The 19647-nt window shown below is 71.3% G+C and carries 22 protein-coding genes and 1 pseudogene; 14 read left to right on the top strand and 9 right to left on the bottom strand.

Features of this window, described 5'->3' with window-relative positions:
* The first annotated feature begins 9 nt into the window (after positions 1–9).
* A complete protein-coding gene (locus ABZ192_RS28755; RefSeq protein ID WP_356927391.1) occupies positions 10–933 on the top strand; it encodes an NAD(P)-dependent oxidoreductase in 924 nt (307 codons plus the stop codon).
* Positions 934–951: 18 nt separating this feature from the next.
* Here the strand turns inward: ABZ192_RS28755 and ABZ192_RS28750 are convergent, their stop codons facing one another.
* Together ABZ192_RS28750 and ABZ192_RS28745 are read right to left on the bottom strand one after the other, a co-directional pair.
* Positions 952–1215 carry a GlsB/YeaQ/YmgE family stress response membrane protein gene (locus ABZ192_RS28750; RefSeq protein ID WP_356927376.1) on the bottom strand — a complete coding sequence of 88 codons (264 nt, stop codon included), beginning with the start codon at positions 1213–1215 and terminating at the stop codon, positions 952–954.
* Between the two features lie 177 nt (positions 1216–1392).
* The gene (locus ABZ192_RS28745; RefSeq protein ID WP_356927375.1) at positions 1393–1836 is read right to left on the bottom strand and encodes an SPW repeat protein; all 444 of its coding nucleotides are present in this window, start codon (positions 1834–1836) and stop codon (positions 1393–1395) included.
* Between the two features lie 226 nt (positions 1837–2062).
* On the opposite strand from ABZ192_RS28745, the gene ABZ192_RS28740 reads away from it, so the two are divergent.
* The 5 genes from ABZ192_RS28740 (at position 2063) to ABZ192_RS28720 (ending at position 5773) form a co-directional block, all read left to right on the top strand.
* Positions 2063–2239: a hypothetical protein gene (locus tag ABZ192_RS28740; RefSeq protein ID WP_356927374.1), complete on the top strand. Its 177-nt coding sequence runs from the start codon at positions 2063–2065 to the stop codon at positions 2237–2239.
* Positions 2240–2379: 140 nt separating this feature from the next.
* Entirely contained in the window at positions 2380–2463 is an 84-nt protein-coding gene (locus ABZ192_RS28735; protein ID WP_350710819.1) for a putative leader peptide, read from the top strand.
* A gap of 223 nt (positions 2464–2686) precedes the next feature.
* On the top strand, positions 2687–3241 hold the full coding sequence (ssuE, locus tag ABZ192_RS28730; protein WP_356927373.1) for an NADPH-dependent FMN reductase: 555 nt from the start codon (positions 2687–2689) through the stop codon (positions 3239–3241).
* 54 nt (positions 3242–3295) lie between these two features.
* Positions 3296–4465, top strand: a complete 1170-nt coding sequence (locus tag ABZ192_RS28725; protein WP_356927372.1) for an LLM class flavin-dependent oxidoreductase — start codon at positions 3296–3298, stop codon at positions 4463–4465.
* Positions 4466–4570: 105 nt separating this feature from the next.
* A complete protein-coding gene (locus ABZ192_RS28720; RefSeq protein WP_356927371.1) occupies positions 4571–5773 on the top strand; it encodes a serine hydrolase domain-containing protein in 1203 nt (400 codons plus the stop codon).
* On the opposite strand, the gene ABZ192_RS28715 is transcribed toward ABZ192_RS28720, so the two are convergent.
* Positions 5770–6843 carry an acyl-CoA dehydrogenase family protein gene (locus ABZ192_RS28715; RefSeq protein WP_356927370.1) on the bottom strand — a complete coding sequence of 358 codons (1074 nt, stop codon included), beginning with the start codon at positions 6841–6843 and terminating at the stop codon, positions 5770–5772. The two genes, ABZ192_RS28720 and ABZ192_RS28715, sit on opposite strands and share 4 nt — an antisense overlap.
* A 68-nt stretch (positions 6844–6911) precedes the next feature.
* Positions 6912–8024, bottom strand: coding sequence for a substrate-binding domain-containing protein (locus ABZ192_RS28710; RefSeq protein WP_356927369.1), 1113 nt, complete (start codon positions 8022–8024; stop codon positions 6912–6914).
* A gap of 88 nt (positions 8025–8112) precedes the next feature.
* Between ABZ192_RS28710 and ABZ192_RS28705 the strand changes: the two genes are divergently transcribed.
* The 3 genes from ABZ192_RS28705 (at position 8113) to ABZ192_RS28695 (ending at position 10580) form a co-directional block, all read left to right on the top strand.
* Positions 8113–8550 carry a MarR family transcriptional regulator gene (locus ABZ192_RS28705; RefSeq protein ID WP_356927368.1) on the top strand — a complete coding sequence of 146 codons (438 nt, stop codon included), beginning with the start codon at positions 8113–8115 and terminating at the stop codon, positions 8548–8550.
* 203 nt (positions 8551–8753) lie between these two features.
* A complete protein-coding gene (locus tag ABZ192_RS28700) occupies positions 8754–9644 on the top strand; it encodes a glycoside hydrolase family 19 protein (RefSeq protein WP_356927367.1) in 891 nt (296 codons plus the stop codon).
* A 27-nt stretch (positions 9645–9671) separates the two neighbouring features.
* Positions 9672–10580, top strand: a complete 909-nt coding sequence (locus tag ABZ192_RS28695; protein WP_356927366.1) for an oxidoreductase — start codon at positions 9672–9674, stop codon at positions 10578–10580.
* A 4-nt stretch (positions 10581–10584) separates the two neighbouring features.
* Here the strand turns inward: ABZ192_RS28695 and ABZ192_RS28690 are convergent, their stop codons facing one another.
* Both ABZ192_RS28690 and ABZ192_RS28685 read right to left on the bottom strand, forming a co-directional pair.
* Positions 10585–11043: a pyridoxamine 5'-phosphate oxidase family protein gene (locus ABZ192_RS28690; protein WP_356927365.1), complete on the bottom strand. Its 459-nt coding sequence runs from the start codon at positions 11041–11043 to the stop codon at positions 10585–10587.
* Between the two features lie 61 nt (positions 11044–11104).
* Positions 11105–11500 (bottom strand): tautomerase family protein, encoded by a 396-nt coding sequence (locus ABZ192_RS28685; protein ID WP_356927364.1) that lies wholly within the window; start codon positions 11498–11500, stop codon positions 11105–11107.
* A 135-nt stretch (positions 11501–11635) separates the two neighbouring features.
* On the opposite strand from ABZ192_RS28685, the gene ABZ192_RS28680 reads away from it, so the two are divergent.
* Together ABZ192_RS28680 and ABZ192_RS28675 are read left to right on the top strand one after the other, a co-directional pair.
* Entirely contained in the window at positions 11636–12031 is a 396-nt protein-coding gene (locus tag ABZ192_RS28680) for a VOC family protein (protein WP_356927363.1), read from the top strand.
* A gap of 42 nt (positions 12032–12073) precedes the next feature.
* Positions 12074–13153 (top strand): adenosine deaminase, encoded by a 1080-nt coding sequence (locus ABZ192_RS28675; RefSeq protein ID WP_356927362.1) that lies wholly within the window; start codon positions 12074–12076, stop codon positions 13151–13153.
* On the opposite strand, the gene ABZ192_RS28670 is transcribed toward ABZ192_RS28675, so the two are convergent.
* On the bottom strand, positions 13135–13650 hold the full coding sequence (locus ABZ192_RS28670; protein WP_356927361.1) for a DUF664 domain-containing protein: 516 nt from the start codon (positions 13648–13650) through the stop codon (positions 13135–13137). The two genes, ABZ192_RS28675 and ABZ192_RS28670, sit on opposite strands and share 19 nt — an antisense overlap.
* Positions 13651–14135: 485 nt before the next feature.
* Positions 14136–15008 (bottom strand): annotated as a pseudogene (locus tag ABZ192_RS28665) (LysR substrate-binding domain-containing protein); the annotation flags it as partial.
* A gap of 117 nt (positions 15009–15125) precedes the next feature.
* Between ABZ192_RS28665 and mgrA the strand changes: the two are divergent.
* Complete coding sequence (gene mgrA / locus ABZ192_RS28660) at positions 15126–16118, top strand: L-glyceraldehyde 3-phosphate reductase (RefSeq protein WP_356927360.1); 993 nt, start codon at positions 15126–15128, stop codon at positions 16116–16118.
* Positions 16119–16173: 55 nt separating this feature from the next.
* Here the strand turns inward: mgrA and ABZ192_RS28655 are convergent, their stop codons facing one another.
* The gene (locus ABZ192_RS28655; protein WP_356927359.1) at positions 16174–16461 is read right to left on the bottom strand and encodes a DUF1905 domain-containing protein; all 288 of its coding nucleotides are present in this window, start codon (positions 16459–16461) and stop codon (positions 16174–16176) included.
* A 391-nt stretch (positions 16462–16852) separates the two neighbouring features.
* On the opposite strand from ABZ192_RS28655, the gene ABZ192_RS28650 reads away from it, so the two are divergent.
* Entirely contained in the window at positions 16853–17263 is a 411-nt protein-coding gene (locus ABZ192_RS28650) for a hypothetical protein (protein WP_307179454.1), read from the top strand.
* A 46-nt stretch (positions 17264–17309) separates the two neighbouring features.
* Complete coding sequence (locus ABZ192_RS28645) at positions 17310–19640, top strand: FHA domain-containing protein (protein WP_356927358.1); 2331 nt, start codon at positions 17310–17312, stop codon at positions 19638–19640.
* Positions 19641–19647: the final 7 nt, after the last annotated feature.

Genomic DNA, 19647 nt, shown 5'->3' with positions numbered 1-19647 from the left:
CGCATGGTCATGACGACGAACCAGAAGAACCAGAGCATCCTCCTCGCCGGCGCGAGCGGCGTCCTCGGCCGGCACGTCACCCGCGCCCTGACGGAGGCGGGCCACAAGGTCACCGGACTCGGCAGGAGCCCCGGCAACGGCATCCGCGCCGACCTCATGGACCGCGACGCACTGCTGCGCGCCGTCGACGGACACCACTTCGACACCGTGATCCACGCCGCGACCGCCCTGCGCAAGCCCCCCATGCGCGACCGCGACATGTTCACCACCGACGCGCTGCGCACCGAGGGCACGGCCCACCTCGTCGAAGCCGCCCGCCTCACCGGGGCCCGCCGCTTCGTCGTGGAGTCGATGGTCTTCGGCTACGGCTACGGGGACCACGGCGACCGCCCGATCACGGAGGACGACCCCTTCGGCCCGCGTGGCAGAACCCCGCAGCTGGAGCGGCACATCGCGGGCATGCGGACCAAGGAACGGCTCGCCTTCGAGACCGAGGGGCTGGAGGGCATCGCCCTGCGCTTCGGCCTGTTCTACGGCCCCGGCGGCACCGACGCCCTCCTGCCCCTGCTGCGCAGGCGGCAGATGCCGTTGCCCGCCGACCGGGGCCGGGTGCTGCCGTGGGTGGAGCTCACCGACGCGGCCCGCGCGGTGCTCGCCGCCGTGGAACGCGGCCGGCCCGGACAGGCGTACAACATCGCCGACCACACCCCGCTCGGCCTGCGCGCCCATGCCGAGTGTGTGGCCGAGTCGTTCGGACTGCCGAGGCCGATGACCGTACCGCTGTGGCTGGTGAAGCCGATGTCGTACATGCACACGGTCATGTCGTCGCGGCTGGTGGTCTCCTGCGCCAAGGCGGAACGCGAGCTGGGATGGACGCCGCGGTACCCGTCCAGCCGTGAGGGGCTCGCCGCGATGCGGCCGACGGGCCGGTGATGCCGCGAGCGCGGAACGTCAGCGGCGTGCCTTCGAGCGGTCCAGTGCGGCGACGCCCAGCGCGGCGAGTCCGATCTGGATGAGCCACTCGACCCAGTCGACGCCCTCGGTGTCGGCGACGTCGAACGCGCCGGCGATCGCGGAACCGACCAGTGCGGCGAGGATGCCGACGAGGATCGTCCACAGGACGCCGATCCGCTGACGGCCCGGGACCACGAGCCGGCCCAGGACGCCGATGACGATGCCGATCACGATGGCACTGATGATGCCGTCGATCTCCATCTCCGCCCCTTTTCTTCAGGCCCCCGCTGTAGTGCTTGTGCCCCCGGACGGCCGGGACACTCCGGGTGCGGACACGGAGAGGCCGGCCCGGGTGCGGACCGGCCTTCGGTTTCCCTTCCGGTGGGTCGTCCCTTCCGGTGGGTCGTCCCTTCCGGTGGGTCGTCCCTTCCGGTGGGTCTACGGCCTCGTGTTGGAGGCCTTCGCCGCCGTGGCGGTGCACGCCAGACCCAGAATCACGGCCAGCGCACCGATGATGATGTTGTTCCACACGACGCCGGCGTCCGGACTGTCGCCGACGACCCACGGCGAGATGATCATCCACACCCCGAGTGCGCACATGGCCCAGCTCAGGCCGTACATGCGCTCCGGAGCGCGAGTGAACCCGAGCGCCAGCAGGCCGATCGCGATGCCCATGATCAGGTTGTGGGTCACGAGCGGCGGCTGGCTGGTCGTGTAGTGGACTATCCACGGGGAGGCCGCGCAGTACAGACCGAGCAGGAACACCGGTCCGTCCACGAGCGCCACATCGCGACCACCGAGCACGCGGGCGTACCGGTCCCGCATCTCGGAGGCATCGGGGTGGCTGGTGATGTCACCCCTGGTGGGCGAGACGTTGGCCATGACTCGTCTCCTTCGTCTTGCAGGGCGACCGCGTCTGGTGGGGTGTGCGGTAAGCGCCGCGTAAGCACATTCTGCTCTTATTTTTCCTTTATGTGTAGAGGTTGGCAGAGACGTGAACTTCTACCGGGCGGTACATGTCCGGGGGGATCGGGGGCAAGCGGATGTGTACGACAGTGACCGATCGACGTCGCCGGCAGGCGGCGCGGGACAGGGGAGGGCAGCGGACGTGTCTGCGGCCATCAGCGCGAAGGTGTTGGAACGGTTCCCGGCGGGAGCTCCGCGCGGATCATGGCCGGCGGAGGAGTACGCGGCACGCCGTCGGGCCGAGGGCGAACAGGCCACCGTCGTGATGGACCTGGAGTCGGACGCCTTCCTCGTGGTGGTTCCGTCGGACGAGGACTGAACGGAACCGGACCCCTCAATCCGCGGACCCCTAATCCCCGGACTCCCAAATCCCCGGACTCCCCAAATCCAGGGTCCGGGATGCGAGATGAGCCGGGATTTCCTTGACGGCCGTCGTCGCCCGCTGTCACGATCCATGGCATGACCATGCGACTGGACCTCACGCGGCGACGCCACGTCGACCTCGCACGCGTCTCCAGCGCTTCCTGTCGCGCCGCAGCCTGAGTCTCCCGGCTCGCCGCTTCTTCCCACCGCCGTATTCGCCCTCGGCCGCACACTGTCGCGCCGACGGGACGCCCGGCGCGGTGCCTTTCCCTCCCGCTGAATTCGGCGCTCAGCCGCGCTCGTAGTCGCGCGTAGCCACGCCCGTCGTCACGCCCTTTGAGCACGGCGTCCCCGAATTCGGTGTCGCCGCGCGCGTTCGCGTCCCCTCCCGGAAAGAGATCCCATGGCCACCGTCCTGTCCGTCTCCGGCAGCCCCTCCGCCGCCTCCCGCACCAGCCGACTGCTGCGCCACCTGGACGAGCGGCTGACCACACAGGGCCATGACGTGATCCCGCTCGACGTCCGCACCTTCCCCGCCGAGGCCCTGCTCGGCGCGGACTTCCGGCACCCCGCGATCGTCGAGGCCGCCGACCTGTTCGCACGAGCCGACGGCGTCGTCATCGGCACCCCTGTGTACAAGGCGTCCTACTCCGGTGTCCTCAAGGCCCTGCTGGACCTGCTCCCGCAGTACGCACTCACCGGCAAGACCGTGCTGCCGCTCGCCACCGGCGGCAGCGTCGCCCATGTCCTGGCCATCGACTACGCCCTGCGCCCGGTGCTGACCTCCATGGGTGCGGCGCACACCGTGCAGGGCTGGTTCACCCTCGACAAGGACATCACCGTGCACGACGACGGATCCCTGACCGTCGCACCGGCCGCCGACGAGGCGCTCACGCAGGTGGTCGATCAGTTCTCCGCGGCGCTCGGCCGCACCCCGCTGCTCGCCGTGGCGGGATGACACACCCGCTCACCGCCACGCCGCCGCACGTTCCCCCTCGATCGGAGACTCCCCGTGTCCCTCACCTTCCACTGGTTCCTGCCCACCAACGGCGACAGCCGTCATGTCGTCGGCGGCGGCCACGGCTCCCCGGCCACCGCCTCCGGCCGGGACCGGCCCCCGACGGTCGCCTACCTGAGCCAGATCGCCCGCGCCGCCGAGGAGGTGGGCTTCGCCGGTGCCCTCACGCCCACCGGCGCCTGGTGCGAGGACGCGTGGCTCACCACCGCCATGGTCAGCCAGCACACCGAACGCCTGAAGTTCCTCGTCGCCTTCCGGCCCGGGCTGATCTCGCCCACCCTCGCCGCGCAGATGGCCTCCACGTTCCAGCGGCAGACCGGCGGACGGCTGCTGCTCAACGTCGTCACCGGCGGCGAGAACCGGGAACAGCGCGCCTTCGGCGACTTCCTCGACAAGGACAGCCGGTACCGCCGTACCGGTGAATTCCTGCACGTCGTACGGGAGTTGTGGCAGGGCGGAACCGTCGGCCTGCACGGTGAGCACCTCCGGGTGCAGGACGCGAAGCTCGCCCGCGTGCCCGACCCCGTTCCCGAGGTGTACTTCGGCGGCTCCTCGCCCATCGCCGGAGAGATCGCCGCCCGGCACGCCGACGTCTATCTCACGTGGGGCGAACCGCCCGCCCAGGTCGCCGAGAAGCTCGACCGGATCCGCTCGCTGGCCGCTGCCGAGGGACGCACCCTGCGCTTCGGGATCCGGCTGCACGTCATCACCCGCGACACCGCCGAGCAGGCCTGGGCCGAGGCGGACCGATTGCTGGACGGCTTCGACCCGGAGACCGTGGCGTCGGTGCAGGCCGGGCTCGCCCGCAGCGAGTCGGAGGGCCAGCGCCGCATGCTCGCCCTGCACGGCGGCCGGCGTGACAGCCTGGAGATCCACCCCAACCTGTGGGCCGGCGTCGGCCTGGTGCGCGGTGGCGCGGGCACCGCCCTGGTCGGCAGCCACGACGAGGTCGCCGAGCGGATCAAGGAGTACCACGCCCTCGGCATCGACGAGTTCATCCTCTCCGGCTACCCCCACCTGGAGGAGGCGTACTGGTTCGGCGAGGGCGTGCTGCCGCGCCTCGCCGCGCAGGGGCTGTGGCGACATCCCGCGGACAAGGACACCGCACCCACCGCACCCACGACACCCACCGGGCCCGGCGTGCTCGCCCCCTTCGCGAGCTAGGGCTCGTCGGCCTTTCGTCCCAACGATCAACCTTCCGGCCCGCGTTGGGCGTCATTCCGTCCCGAGGGGCAGCCCTGCCCCTCGGGTGAACGGGAGGCACACACCATGAAGCAGCGGGCTTCACGCACCGTCTCATTCGGCCTGGCCGTGGCGTTATGCGCCGGGGCGGCGGCACTCGCCCCGTCCGCGCACGCGGCACAGTCGCCGCGCGGTCACGAGGCGACCCGGACCGCGCTGCGTGATCTCGTCGACAAGGGCGGACTGCCCGGAGTGGCCGCCAAGGTCCAGGATGGGAAGACGAGTTGGTTCGCGGAGGCCGGTCACGCCGACACCGCCACGGACCGTGAGCGTTCCCCCGGCGACCACTTCCGCGGGGCCAGCATCACCAAGACGTTCGTCGCGACCGTTCTGCTCCAGCTGGAGGCGGAAGGCAGACTGAGCCTCGACGACACCGTCGAGCGGTGGCTGCCGGGCCTGGTGCGGGGCAACGGCTACGACGGCGACGAGATCACTCTGCGTCAGCTCCTCAACCACACCAGCGGCATCGCCAACTACACCGACGATTCCGCGTTCCTCCACGACGCCGCCGGCCCCGGCTTCCCTGAGCACCGGTACGACACGCACACGCCCGAGGAACTCGTGGCGATCGCGCTGAAGTACCCGCCGCTGCCCGACCCGGAGACGGCGCCGGTGTACTCGAACACCAACTTCGTCATCGCCGGGATGGTCGTGGAGAAGGCGACGGGCCGCTCCTACGCGCAGGAGATCACCCGCCGTATCGTCCGGCCCTTGAAGCTGCGCGGCACATCGTTCCCCGGCACGTCACCCCACATGCCGAAACCCCACCCCGTCGGTTACTCGCGGCTGCACCAGGACGCCCCCGACGCCCCGATCCATGACGCCACCGAACAGAACATGACCTGGCTGGGCGCGGCGGGCGATGTCATCTCCACCAGCGGCGACCTCAACCGCTTCCAACGCGCCTTGGTCAAGGGCGAGTTGCTGCCTCGGAAGCAGATGGAGGAGATGCTCGACGAGGTGCCCGCGGGGGGCGGGCTCGGGTACGGACTCGGTGTCGAGTTCGCTGAGCTGTCCTGCGGCGTGAAGGTCGTGGGCAAGAGCGGCCGTACGAACGGCTCTCTGTCCGCGATGGTCGGCACCCAGGACGGGAAGCACCAGCTGACGTTCAACATCAACGGTGACTGGCTCCCGGACCCGTCGCTCTACACGAACGTGATCGAAGCGGAGTTCTGCGGCAGCGTCCCGTCCCGCACGGACGAACCGTCGGCGCTGCCCCGGCTCGGCTAACCGGACGCCAGCGCGCCGAGGTGTGTCCTGCGTGACTCGGCCGTCTGGGCCTGCACCAGCAGGAACATCCCCTCGCGTGCCAGCCGCTGCGCCCGGCTGTCCAGGGCCATGGACCGGCCGCCCCCGGCCACGATCGCCGCGGTCGTGGCCGCCCGCAGCACGTCGTACGCCCGTGCCTTCAGCGCCAGCCGTTCCGGGACGCACTCGTGCGGGACGGGGTGGTCGGCCAGGGCGTACGCCTCCCGCCGCACCTCGTCGAGCCGGGCCCGCAGCGCCCGGGCCGGCTCCCGGCCGTCCGGCGTGTCCGCCACCAGGTCCAGCGCCGCGCTCGCCACCCCGAACACGGCCGGACTGGTGTTGGCGGCCCTGGGCAGGTCGATCAGGGCGAACTGCTCCTGCGGAGCGCGCAGCACGACGGCGTCCTGCGGTACCCACAGGCCGTCCAGTTCCAGGGAGACCGTACGGGCTGCGGTGAGGGCCGCGAGCCGCATCGGCGCCGACGGACGCATCCCCGGCTGTTCGCGGGCCTCGGCGACGACGAACACCACCTCGGCCGTGTCCGTCACACCAGCCAGCAGCATCACGTCGTTCAGACCCCAGCCCGTGTACCAGGGCACCGTGCCCTCGAAGCGCCAGCCGCCCCGCTCGGGCACCGCCCGCACGGGCACCCGGGGGAAGGCACGGACGTGTGCGAACGCGATGCCGGCCAACGACTCGCCGGTCGCCAGCGGGCGCAGCAGCCTCTCCCGGACCGGCGAGTCGTAGGTGGCGAGCAACTTCACCGGCGTGTGGTGCTGTGTCTGCACGAACCATGTGGAGCAGCACGCTCCGGACAGGATCTCGGCGACCTCCCTGGCCACGGCGACGGGCGCGTCCGCCCCGCCGTACTCCGTCGGCGCGCCCAGCCCGAGCAGCCCCGACCGCCTCACCGCCTCGATGTGGCTCACCGGCACCCCCTCCTGGTCGACACGCTCGGCGTGCGGGACGAGGAGATCGCGCGCGAGTCGCTGTGCGCGGGTGACGAGCGGGTGGGACGCGTGCGGCGGCGAGGCGAGGGGCGTGGAGCTCATGGGACAGATTCTCGCGGGTCGCGCGGCGCGGGGTGCCGTCCCCGGGGTATGTCGTTCGCCCGGACCCGTCAGCGGTGTGCGCCGCGCAGATCCAGTTCCGTCAGCACGTCGAAGTCGAGCCCGTCGGCGCGGGCCAGGTAGATGCGCTGACGGACATGGCTGTCCCGCAGGTGCAGCAGTCCGCGCGGACCCTCGTACGACACCGCGCCGGCCGCCGCACCGATCGCCGACACGTCCAGCGTCCCGGCCCGTTTCAGCAGCGCGGCCAGCAACAGCACGCCCTCGTAGCAGGACTCGCCGAGGCTGCCTAGGGCGGGTGCCTCGACACCGTAGCGGGCCGCGTACTGCCCGTGGAAATCGAGGGTGTCCCGATTGGCCAGCGAGGCGAAGAAACCGGCCGTGCTGTAGAGGTCCTCGGTGGCCGACGGGCCGCTCGCCAGCAGCATGTTCTCGTCCATCAGCGTGCTCAGCCGCAGACAGCGCGCGTGCAGGCCGTGCGCCGCGAACGCCCGGTTGAAGCGCACCGCGTCGCTGCCGACGAGCAGCATCAGCACCCCGTCGGCGTCCGAGCGCTCGATGCCGCGCAGCACCGGCTCGAAGTCGTGGATGCCGAGCGGGAGATAGACCTCGCCGGCCACGGATCCACCGGAAGCGTGCGCGTACCGGCGGGCCCACCGTGCCGTCCGCCGCGGCCACACGTAGTCGTTGCCGACGACGAACCACCGCCGCACCCCGCGCTCACGCGCCAGCAGGTCCATCGCGGGCCGCAGTTGGTCCCGCGGCGTCTCGCTCGTCAGGAACACGCCCGCCGTGTCCTCACCGCCCTCGTACAGCGCGGTGTACACGTACGGGACGCGGTGCGCGATCCGCGGCGCCAGCGCCCGGCGCACCGAGGAGATGTGCCAGCCCGTGACGCCCTGCACGACACCCAGGTCCACCAGCGCCTCGACCTGGCCGGCGACCTCGCCGGGCGCGCCCGACCCGTCGACCGGCACCAGCCTAAGCTCCCTGCCGAGCACGCCGCCGTCCCGGTTGACCTCCTCGGCGGCCAGCCGCGCGCACAGCTCACAGGTGGGCCCGAAGATCCCCGCCGGCCCCTGCAGGGGGAACACGAGCGCCACGCCGAGGACGGAGTCGTCGGCCGTGAACCACTCGGGCGCGGGGAGGTCGTGCCGGACCATGGCGTCATGATTCCGGCTCCGCCGTACGAACTCCAGCGCGTCTCCTAGGATGGACGCACTTCCTGTCGCGACAGCCCCGAGGAGCAGGATGCCCACCCCGCCCCCGCGCCGGCCCGACCACCTGGTGCACCTGCTGACGCGGGCCGAGCGGCTGGCGGCGCGGCGGTTGCAGGCCGTGCTGGAGCAGGAGGGCTGCTCGCTCGACGCGTGGCGGGTGCTGGCGCTGCTGGCCGACGGCGAGGGGCACCACATGACGGCGATCGCGGAGGCCGCCTTTCTGCCGCCTCCGACGCTGACCAAGCTGGTCGACCAGCTCGTCGACCAGAACCTCGTCCACCGCCGGGTCGACCCGTTCGACCGCCGTCGCGTCCTCGCCCACCTCACTCCTCGCGGCCAGGAATACCGGCAGCGGCTCGACCGCGCGGTGCGCGCCGGCCGGCCCCCGCTCGGCGAGGGCGAGGAAGAACTGCTGCGGTCCCTGCTGGACCGGCTGGCCGCGACGCTGGCGGAGTCGGCACACGTGTGAGCGTCCGGGGCGTATGCAGGTCCCCGCGGACACCTGTGATCTGCCGAGCGGCGCCCTGCGCACGATGACTGGTCTACACCCTTGACTGGTACAGACCAAAGCGGTTGAGTGTGCCTCCGACAGCCCCCCACCACGGCCGCGCCACGGCTGTGCTTCACCCTGCCCCGCCGGGTGCGGCCGTGTCCCGCAAAGGAGTTGAACCCGTGTCGAGACGCCGTGTCTCCGCCGTCCTTGCCGCCCTCGCCCTCGCCGGTACCGCGCCGGTACTCCTGCCGGCCACCAGCGCCTCCGCCGCCGCGTGCTCCAGCTATCCCAACTGGGTGGCGGGCAAGTCCTACGCCGCCGGCGACATCGTCCGCTACACCGACGGCAAGGCGTACAGAGCCGAGCACGCCAACCCGGGCTACGACCCGACCATCAGCACCTGGTACTGGGAGCCCTACGCCTGCGACAGCGGTCCGGGCACACCCGACGCGCGCTTCGTCGTGACCGAGGCGCAGTTCAACCAGATGTTCCCGAACCGGAATCCCTTCTACACCTACAGCGGGCTGACGGCGGCCCTGAGCGCCTACCCCGGCTTCGCCAACACCGGCAGCGACACGGTGAAGAAGCAGGAGGCCGCCGCCTTCCTCGCCAACGTCAGCCACGAGACCGGCGGCCTGGTGCACGTGGTGGAGCAGAACACCGCCAACTACCCGCACTACTGCGACTGGAGCCGGCCCTACGGCTGCCCGGCCGGCCAGGCCGCATACTATGGGCGCGGACCGATCCAGCTCAGCTGGAACTTCAACTACAAGGCCGCCGGCGACGCGCTCGGCATCGACCTGCTCAACAACCCCTGGCTGGTCCAGAACGACGCGGCCGTCGCCTGGAAGACGGCCCTGTGGTACTGGAACACCCAGACCGGCCCCGGCACGATGACCCCGCACAACGCCATGGTGAACGGCGCCGGATTCGGCCAGACCATCCGCAGCATCAACGGCTCCCTGGAGTGCGACGGCAAGAACCCGGCGCAGGTGCAGAGCCGCGTGACCAACTACCAGCGGTTCACGCAGATCCTCGGGACGTCGCCCGGAGGCAATCTCTACTGCTGAGCGCGAGCCGTGTGTGAGACTCCGTCGATGAGCTCACAGACGATCACCGCGGACGCCGCGGGCACCTGGAAACTCGGCGACCTGCCCGTCCACCGCCTCGGCTTCGGCGCGATGCGGCTGACGGGCAGCGCCGCCTTCCATCTCGGCGCCCCCAGTGACCGCGACCGGTCGATCGCCGTCCTGCGCAAGGTGATCGACCTCGGCGTGAACCACATCGACACGGCCGCCTTCTACTTCTCGTCGCTGCGCTCCGCCAACGAACTCATCAACAGCGCGCTGGCGCCCTACCCCGACGACCTGGTCATCGTCACCAAGGTGGGCCCCCACCGGACCTACGACGGGCAGTGGGGCACCTCGGCCCGCCCCGAGGATCTGCGCGGACACGTCGAGGAGAACCTGCGCCAGCTCGGCCGCGATCACCTCGACGTGGTCAACCTGCGCCGGATGCCGAAGTACGACTCGATCGCCGAGCACTTCGGCGCCCTCGCGGAACTGCGCGAGGCCGGGCTGATACGCCACCTCGGCATCTCCAACGTCGAGCCCCGCCACCTCGTCGAGGCGCAGGCCATCGCGCCGGTGGTCTGCGTACAGAACCGGTACGCCCTCGACCGCCCCGACCCCGCCTCCGACGAACTGCTGCGGATCTGCGCCGAACAGGGCATCGCCTTCGTGCCGTTCTACGCCGTCGCCGGCGAGGGCGGAGAGCGCGGAGCCGCCACCGCCCACGACGAGGAGGTGCGCGCCGTCGCCCGCGCCCACGGAGCGAGCCCGGCGCAGATTCGCATCGCCTGGACCCTGCACCAGGGCCCGCATGTGCTCGCGATCCCCGGCACGGGCAACCCCGACCACCTCACCGAGAACGTGGCGGCGGGCGCGATCCGCCTCACGGACGGGGAACTGGACCGGCTGAACGGGCTGCGCCCGGCGGCCGGTTGACCGGTCAGACCACCCAGGCCCCGTCCCGCATGAGGTGCCGGCGCGGCAACTCGCGCACCTCGAACCAGGCTTGCACCGCGCGCGGCCGCACCCGGAAGAACGCGTACGACGCGTGGTCCTCGCGCGGATCCCAGCCGGTCTTCGCGCGGAACGCCTCGGCCGCCGCCGGCGGCACCTCGGGCGTCGTGAAGGTCTCCACATCACCGTCGAGGAGCACGACGTCCCTGGTGTCCCCGAAGGCCAGCCGGGCCCGCCGGCCGTCCCGCAGGTTACGGCCGGTGGGATTGGTCAGCCGGGTGCACAGCCACACGGCCTCGTCGTGCCACACGAACCAGAGCGGCACCAGGCACGGCACGCCCTCGGTGTCCGCCGTGGCGACCCAGATGTCGATCTCGCGCTCCATACGGTCCAGGAGGTCCGCCTTGCGCTGCTCGGGAGTGCGGGGAGGCTCGGTGATCTTCATGGGCGGGACGCTATCGGTCGGCCGGGCGGACCGCCTCGGGCTGGGGGCCTAGGCCGCAGACCTAGGTCGTCGCAGAGTCGAGGTACTGCGCCCGCCCTTCTCCGAGCGACCAGTCGGCCGGTCCGTTCTCCGTCAGGGTGACGAACACGTTCCTCGGCTCCGTTCCGGCGTAGGCGTGCGCGAGCTCGGCGATCCTCCGGTACAGCGCCTGCTTCCGCGCGGGCGTGCGCCCCGAGCGCAGCGTGATCACGACGTAGGCGATGCCGTCGTCGCGGTGCACGCCGAGGTAGTCGTCGTACCGGAGGGTGCTGCTCGCGCCGTCGTGGTCCACCAGGACCTGGAACCGGTCGTCGGGTGGAATGCCGATCGTTTCGACGAGGGCGTCGTGGACGGCCCGGCCGAGTGCGGCGAGCCGCTCGGGGCCGGCGCGGAGCGTGTCTATGCGGACGAAGGGCACGGGGGTCTCCTCGGGGCCGTGGGGGCGTCGACCATGATCGTACATACTAGTAGGTACAGAACTGTAGGCAGTGTTTGCTTCCCTCTGGTGTTACGTATAACCTCTCCCGTCAACCACCCGCTCCGAGAGGTCCTGATGCGACGTATCGCCCTGGTCACCCTCGTCGTCGACGACTACGACGAGGCGATCCGCTTCTACACCGAGGCCCTCGGGTTCCGGCTCGCCGAGGACGCTCCCCGGCCCGGCGGGTCGCGCTGGGTCGTCGTCGAACCCGGGAGTCCGGGCACGGGCACCGGCCTGCTGCTCGCCCGTGCCGAGGGGGAGGCGCAGGCCGGCCGGCTCGGGGACCAGACCGGCGGGCGGGTCGGTTTCTTCCTGCACACCGACGACTTCGCCCGGGACCACGCCCGGATGACCACCGCGGGCGTCACGTTCCTGGAGGAGCCGCGGCACGAGCCGTACGGAACCGTCGCCGTCTTCCAGGACCTGTACGGCAACCGCTGGGACCTGCTCCAGCCCGCCACCGACTAGAACTCCGACTCCCACCAGTACGCACTGCCGAGGAACACGCACATGACCGCGCCCCGCATCGACACCGACACCCTCCGCCGGCTGCCCAAGGCCGTGCTGCACGACCACCTCGACGGCGGACTGCGCCCCGCGACCGTGGTGGAGCTGGCGGACGCGGTCGGCCACACCCTGCCCACCACCGACCCCGCCGAACTCGCCGCCTGGTACTACGACGCCGCCAACTCCGGCGACCTGGTGCGCTACATAGCCACCTTCGAGCACACCCTCGCCGTCATGCAGACCCGCGAGGGCCTGCTGCGCACCGCCGAGGAGTACGTGCTCGACCTCGCCGCGGACGGTGTCGTCTACGGCGAGGTGCGCTATGCCCCGGAGCTGATGGTGAAGGGCGGGCTGGCCCTGCCCGAGGTCGTCGAGACCGTGCAGGAGGGGCTCGCGGCGGGGATGGCCAAGGCGGCGGCCGCGGAGACGCCCGTGCGCGTCGGGACGCTGCTGTGCGGGATGCGGATGTTCGACCGGAGCCGGGAGATCGCCGACCTGGTCGTGGCGTTCCGGGACGCCGGTGTCGTCGGCTTCGACATCGCCGGGGCCGAGGACGGCTTCCCGCCCGCCGACCACCTCGCTGCCTTCGAGCACCTGCGCCGCGAGAACGTGCCGTTCACCATCCACGCCGGGGAGGCCCACGGCCTGCCCAGCATCCACCAGGCCCTTCAGGTCTGCGGCGCCCAGCGCATCGGGCACGGCGTGCGCATCACCGACGACATCCCCGACCTCACCTCCGGCAAGCTCGGCCGCCTCGCCGGCTGGGTGCGCGACCAGCGTGTCGCCCTGGAGATGTGCCCGACCTCCAACCTCCAGACCGGCGCGGCGACCTCCATCGCCGAGCACCCGATCACCGCGCTGAAGGAGCTCGGCTTCCGCGTCACCCTGAACACCGACAACCGGCTCGTGTCCGGCACCACGATGACCCGCGAGATGTCCCTGCTGGTCGAGCAGGCGGGCTGGACCGTCGAGGACCTGCGTACGGTCACACTGAACGCCCTGAAGAGCGCGTTCCTCCCGTTCGACGAGCGGAACGCGCTGATCCGGGACGTGGTCCTGCCCGGCTACGAGGCCGCGCTCTGAAGGATCCCTCGCAGGTATGCGGCCTGTCCGATGTGCTGGAGATCGTCGGACAGGACGCTGACCAGCCGGACGCCCAGGGTGACCGGCGGGTCCCAGCGCTCGTCGACGACGCGCTCCAGATCCTTGGCCGCCAGGCCGCGCAAGGCTTCCATGGTCTGGTCGTGCACGGCGTCGTAGTAGCCGGTCAGCATCTCGCCGGAGTCCACCCGGACCTTGGCGACCTTGGCGGGGCTGTGGCCGTAGCCCGTGTCATGCCGGGGCAGACCGAGGCCGAAGCGTTTCTCCCAGTCCTGGGACAGCCACACCTGGTCGAGGCCGAAGGCGTCGGCGACGTGGTCGTCCTGGACACGGGTGAGGTGCCAGACCAGCCAGGCGATGGAGTTGGTGTCGGGGGAGGGGCGGGCGCTCAGTTCGTCGGGCCCGAGGCCCTCGACGGTGGCGTGGACTTCTTCCCGGATGCGGTTGTAGCCGTCGATGAGGATGTCCTTCGCATGCATGCCTCCACCATGGCGCATCGCAGCGCCCTGTGCGCCCCGGTTCGCACGCCGGTGGTCTCCGCGTGTGCGCCTGTTCGTCCGTAGCGTGCTGGCCGTCTTGGGTGAGCTCGGGGTCCTCTGTGGCGCGGCTCGGTGGGTCCTGGGTCCTGTGGTGCGTTCGCCGTGTCCTGTGGTGCGCTCGGGGGCTCCGTGGTGCGTTCGCCGGGTCCCTTGGCGCACCCATACCCACCGTCTCAGGTGTCGCGTGTCGCCCTGGGCCTACGGCCGCGCCCCGCGGTCTCCGGTGTTGCGGCCCTGGGGTCTGCGCCTTACGTGCCCATGGCCGCTGGTGTCATGCCCGCGGCCCCCGGCGAGGCGCTCGCGGTCCCCGGTGCCGCGCTGTCGGCCCCCGGCGGGCCGGCGGCCCCCAGTGACGGGCCGGTGCTCCCCGCCGACGGGCCCGTGCTCCCAGTCGACGGGCCGGTGCTCCCCGCCGACGCGCCCGTGGCCTCCAGCAGCGCCATCAGGGCCCGGGCCGCCGGGCTCGTGGCCTGCCGGGGCGGCAGCAGGGCCACCGTCTCGTAGACCGCCTCGCCGGTGCCCTTCACCGGCAGCGCGGTCAGGGACGCCCGTTTGTGCGCGAAGTGCCGCGGCACGACGGCGACGCCGAGGTTCTCGTCGACCAGGTCGAGCAGGGTGTGCACGTCATTCACCTCCAGGGCCACGGTCCGCCGTACGCCCGCGGCGGCGAACACCGTGTCGGTGGTGCGGCGCGGCCCCCAGTCCGGGTGGAAGTCGACGAACACCTCTCCGCCCAGCTCCTCCGGCGTGACGGCCGCACCGGCCGCGGCGAGCCGGTGGCTGGAGTGGCACAGCAGTGTCATCGGCTCGCTGGTCAGCGGCACCGACCGCAGCTGGTCGCTGTCGGCCTGCGTGCGCACGGCGAACGCCAGGTCGAGCCGCCCGGCCGCGACGTCCTCGGCCAGCGCGCCCGACCCGGCCTGCCGCAGACAGATCTCCACATCCGGATGCTGGTGCCGGAAGGCGGCGAGCAGCCCCGCGACATGCACGCCGGCGATGCACTGCTCACTGCCGAGCGCGAGCATGCCGCGCAGGACGCCCTGCACCGCCGCCACCGCCTCGTGGGCGGCGCGCACCTGCGCCAGGATCCGCTCCGCCTCACCGAGCAGCGCCCGCCCGGCCGGGGTGAGCGTCACCCGGCGGGTCGTGCGCACGAACAGCGGCGTCTGGAGCTCCCGCTCCAGCGCCCGGATCGAGGCCGACAGGCCGGACTGGGACACCAGGAGCCGCTCCGCCGCGCGGGTGAAGTGCTGGTCCTCGGCGACCGCGACGAAGTGCTGCAAGTGGCGCAGTTCCATGACTGAGAAGCGTAGCCGCTGAATTCCATCGGATTCTTCTGTTGGACGCATGGGAGCAGGTCACGACAGAGTGGACAACGGTTTCCTCCCGACCGAGCCAACCCCTCTGGAGTCGCGTTGTACACCGCACACCCCGACCGCTACGCGGACATGCCCTACCGGCGCACCGGACGCAGCGGCCTGAAGCTCCCCGCGCTCTCGCTCGGCCTGTGGCACAACTTCGGCCCGGACCGGCCGGTCGAGACGCAGCGAGCCATCCTGCGCCGCGCCTTCGACCTCGGCGTCACCCACTTCGACCTCGCCAACAACTACGGCCCGCCGCCCGGCGCCGCCGAGTCCGCGCTGGGCGAGTTCCTGAAGTCGGACTTCGCGGCCTACCGCGACGAGCTGGTCATCTCCACCAAGGCCGGCTATCTGATGTGGCCTGGCCCGTACGGCGAGTGGGGTTCGCGCAAGTACGTGCTGTCCTCTCTGGACCAGAGCCTGAAGCGGATGGGCCTCGACTACGTCGACATCTTCTACTCGCACCGCCCCGACCCGGAGACTCCGCTGGAGGAGACGATGGGCGCGCTGCACTCGGCGGTGCAGCAGGGCAAGGCGCTGTACGTCGGCATCTCCAACTACTCGGCGGAGCAGACCCGCGAGGCCGCCCGCATCCTGGGCGAGCTGGGCACCCCGCTGCTCATCCACCAGCCTCGCTACTCGATGCTGGACCGCCGCCCCGAGGACGAGGGCCTGCTGGACGCCCTCGACGAGCTCCAGGTCGGCTCCATCGTCTTCTCCCCGCTGGAGCAGGGCCTGCTCTCCGCCCGCTACCTCGACGGAATCCCGGAGGGCTCGCGGGCCGCGAGCGACAGCCCGTTCCTGAACTCCGACGCGGTCACCGAGGAGCTGGTGGGGCGGCTGCGCGACCTGAACGACATCGCCAAGACGCGCGGCCAGACCCTCGCCCAGATGGCGCTGGCCTGGGTGCTGCGCGGCGGCCGGGTCACCTCCGCGCTGGTCGGGGCGAGCAGCCCGCAGCAGCTGGAGGACAGCGTCGGGGCCATCGCCAACCTGGACTTCGACGCGGACGAGCTGGCCCGTATCGACGCGATCGTCAAGCAGTAGCCGTTCCCTGCCTTCCCGGGGGCGGCGACCGCCCCCGGGACATGCTCCAGGACTTCTAGGAACCGATCCGCTCCTCCAGGCGCACCGTCACCGTGTCGCCCTCCTCCTTGCCGATGGCCTTGCGGACGTCGGCCTTCACCGGCAGCTTGTGCGTGCCGTCTCCCAGGGCCATGAAGGAGCTGCGGAACGGGTGCCCGTCGATCGTCCCGCGGACCTTGACCAGACCGCGGGTGCCGAAGAACTCGACGGACCGGGGCCAGACCAGATAGGTCCAGCCGCCTTCGGCGGGGCTCTTGCGCAGGACCGCGGTGAATTCCGCGTCCAGTTTTCCGGCCGTGGCCATGGTGTCCTCCGGTGTTCGGTCGCCTCTCACACACCAGACCGCCGGACTCCGGAAAACTCATCGGAATGCGCGATGCGGGTGGTCAGACCCCGGATCACCGCTCGCGGCGAACCGGTACGGACACCGGCACGGACCACCCTGGCCGCCCCCGGCGGGATCGTCGATCATCTCCGGAGTCCCAGCCCCTGGCGACCGCCCGCAGCGTTTCGGCCAAATCCGGGGGTGAATATGCCAGGAGACTGGCCGGAAAGACATGGTGACAGTGTTTCAGTAGTGAACATACTGACCAGCGAGAGCGCTTCACATCGAGCGACGGCGCCCTCACGCACAGCACGCGAGCCGCAGGACATGCAAGGCCGGGCAGGCGGGCAGGGCAACGGGGGAGGGTCACGTGCACGACGAGTTTCTGTGCCATGTCACGGCGTACGGAGTCTGCGACGGCCGCCGCATCGGGGTCCCGCTGGGCACCTACCGGGCGCCGACCCTGGCCCTCGCCCTGTGGTGGCTGCGCGATCGCGCCTCCTGGATCGCCCAGCGCCTCGACCCCCGGCCCGACGCCGAGCACTTACCGCCGGGCGCGCTCGTGCCGGTCGCCGAGACCGTGCCGGACGTGCCCACCCTGCTGCGCGCCTGGTGCGCCGATCCCGGCCAACAGGAGCGGGTCGCCGAGGAGTTGGCGGCCGGACGGCTGGTGCGCATCGCCACCAGCGACGACACCACCGAGTACGAACTGCTCGCCGAGTCCGTGGACGCCCTGCGGATGCAGCGGACGGCTCCCACCCTGGGCGTACCCGTGGCCTGAGCGGCTCGCCGAGTCAGATATCAGGCAAATCGGTAGAATCTTGGTCATGGCGCAGTCGTCGGTAACACCAGAACTCGTCCTGGAGACCGAGACGGGCTCCACAGTGATGATTCCGGGCCGCGATTACCACGTCGGACGCGACCCGATGAGCGACATCGTCATCGACGACGACCGGGTCTCCTGGCACCACGCGGTCCTGAGACCCGACGACGGGCACTGGACCATCGAGGACGAGAACAGCACGAACGGCACCTACGCCGAGGGCCGCCGCATCCACGAGTGGGATGTCGGACCCGGCAGCGTGATCCGCTTCGGCAACCCGGCCGACGGGCCGCGCGTGGTCCTGACGGGCCGCCCCGCACCGGCCCCGGAACGCCCCTCCGCCGTCTCCATGCCGGCCAAGACGGGCACCTACCGGCAGCCCACCACCGTGCGGCCGCTGCCCGCCCGCACCGTCCGCATCGGCCGCGCCACCGACAACGACCTGGTCATCGACGACCTGGTGGTCTCCCGCCGGCACGCCGAACTGCGCGCCCTGCCCGACGGGACCTACGAGATCACCGACCTCGGCAGCCACAACGGCACGTACCTCAACGGCAGCCGCGTCACCAGCGCCCCGGTCGGCCAGGGCGACATCGTCGGCATCGGCCACTCGGCGTTCTGCCTCGTCGGCGACCAGCTCCAGGAGTACGTCGACACCGGTGAGGTCTCCCTCGACGTGCAGGACCTCACGGTCGCCGTCGACCGCGGCCGCAAGACGCTGCTCGACCACGTGTCGTTCCCGGTGGGGGAGAAGTGCCTGCTCGCCGTCGTCGGCCCGAGCGGCGCCGGGAAGTCCACGCTCCTCAACGCCCTCACCGGCCAGCGGCCCGCCGACCACGGCACCGTCCTCTACGACGGCCGCGACCTCTACCGCGACTACGCCGAGCTGCGCCAGCGCATCGGCCTCGTCCCGCAGGACGACATCCTGCACGCCCAGCTGACCGTCCGCAAAGCCCTCTCCTACGCGGCCGAGCTGCGCTTCCCGCAGGACACCGCCAAGGCCGAGCGGCGCGCCCGGGTCGACGAGGTGATCCGCGAACTGGGCCTGGAACAGCGCGCCGACCAGCACGTGCACAGCCTGTCCGGCGGCCAGCGCAAGCGCGTCAGCGTGGCCCTGGAGCTGCTGACGAAGCCGTCGCTGCTCTTCCTCGACGAGCCGACCTCCGGACTCGACCCCGGCATGGACCGCTCGGTGATGCACATGCTGCGCGGCCTCGCCGACGACGGCCGGACCGTCATCGTGGTCACCCACAGCGTGCTCAGCCTCGACGTGTGCGACCGGCTGCTCGTGCTCGCGCCCGGCGGCAAGATCGCCTACTACGGGCCGCCCGAGGACGCCCTGGCGTACTTCGGTTTCGAGCAGTGGCCGGAGGCCTTCGAGGCCTTCGACCGGGACGCGGACCGGGACTGGGCCGGGGACTACAGCGCCTCGCCCTTCCACGGCCGGTACGTCGCCGACGCCACCGCCCAGCCCCAGCAGCCCCGGTCCGGGCCCGTGGTCATCGCTCCGCCGCCCCGGCCGCGCAGCCGGGGCGCCCAGCTCGGCACGCTGGTGCGGCGGTACGCGGCCGCGCTCAGCGCCGACCGCACCTTCCTGATCATCATGATCGCCCTGCCGTTCGTGATGGGCATCATGGCGAGGGCCCTGGCGGGCGGCAAGCTGACGCAGGACACGGCGATGAACGCCCTGCTCATCCTGTGCGTCGGCGCGGTGCTCACCGGGGCCGCCAACGCCGTGCGGGAACTCGTCAAGGAGCGGGTGATCTACCAGCGTGAGCGGGCGGTGGGCCTGTCCAGATCGGCGTACCTGATGTCCAAGGTCGTCGTCCTGGGCGTCATCACCGTGCTCCAGGCGGTGGTGCTCACTTTGGTCGCGCTGCTCGGCGTGGATCTCAACGCGCCCGGGGGCGAAGGCGTGCTGATGTCGCCCCTGGTGGAGATCACGGTCGCCGTCGCCCTGCTGGCGTTCACGGCGATGATGCTCGGCCTGTTCATCTCCGCGCTGGTGCGCAAGGAGGAGGTGACGATGCCGCTGCTCGTGCTCATCGCCATCGTCCAGGTCGTCTTCTGCGGCGCCCTGCTGAAACTGGACGGTGTCCCCGGGCTCGAGCAACTGGGCTGGCTGGTGCCCGCGCGCTGGGCGCTGGCCGCGATGGCCGGCACCGTCGGACTGGACCGGATCGTGCCCGACGATCTGACCGAGGATCCGCTCTTCGAGCACTCGGCGGGCACATGGCTGCTCGACGTCGGGATGCTGCTCGTGCTGTCGGTGCTCTTCGGCTTCCTGGTGTCCCGGCTGCTGCGCCGCCACGAACCGGCCGTGATGCGGAAGTAGGCAGCGC

Origin of the sequence: Streptomyces sp. NPDC006235, from assembly GCF_040613735.1 — a bacterium.
Classification (GTDB): Bacteria; Actinomycetota; Actinomycetes; order Streptomycetales; family Streptomycetaceae; genus Streptomyces.
This window is presented reverse-complemented; position numbering and strand designations above follow the sequence as displayed.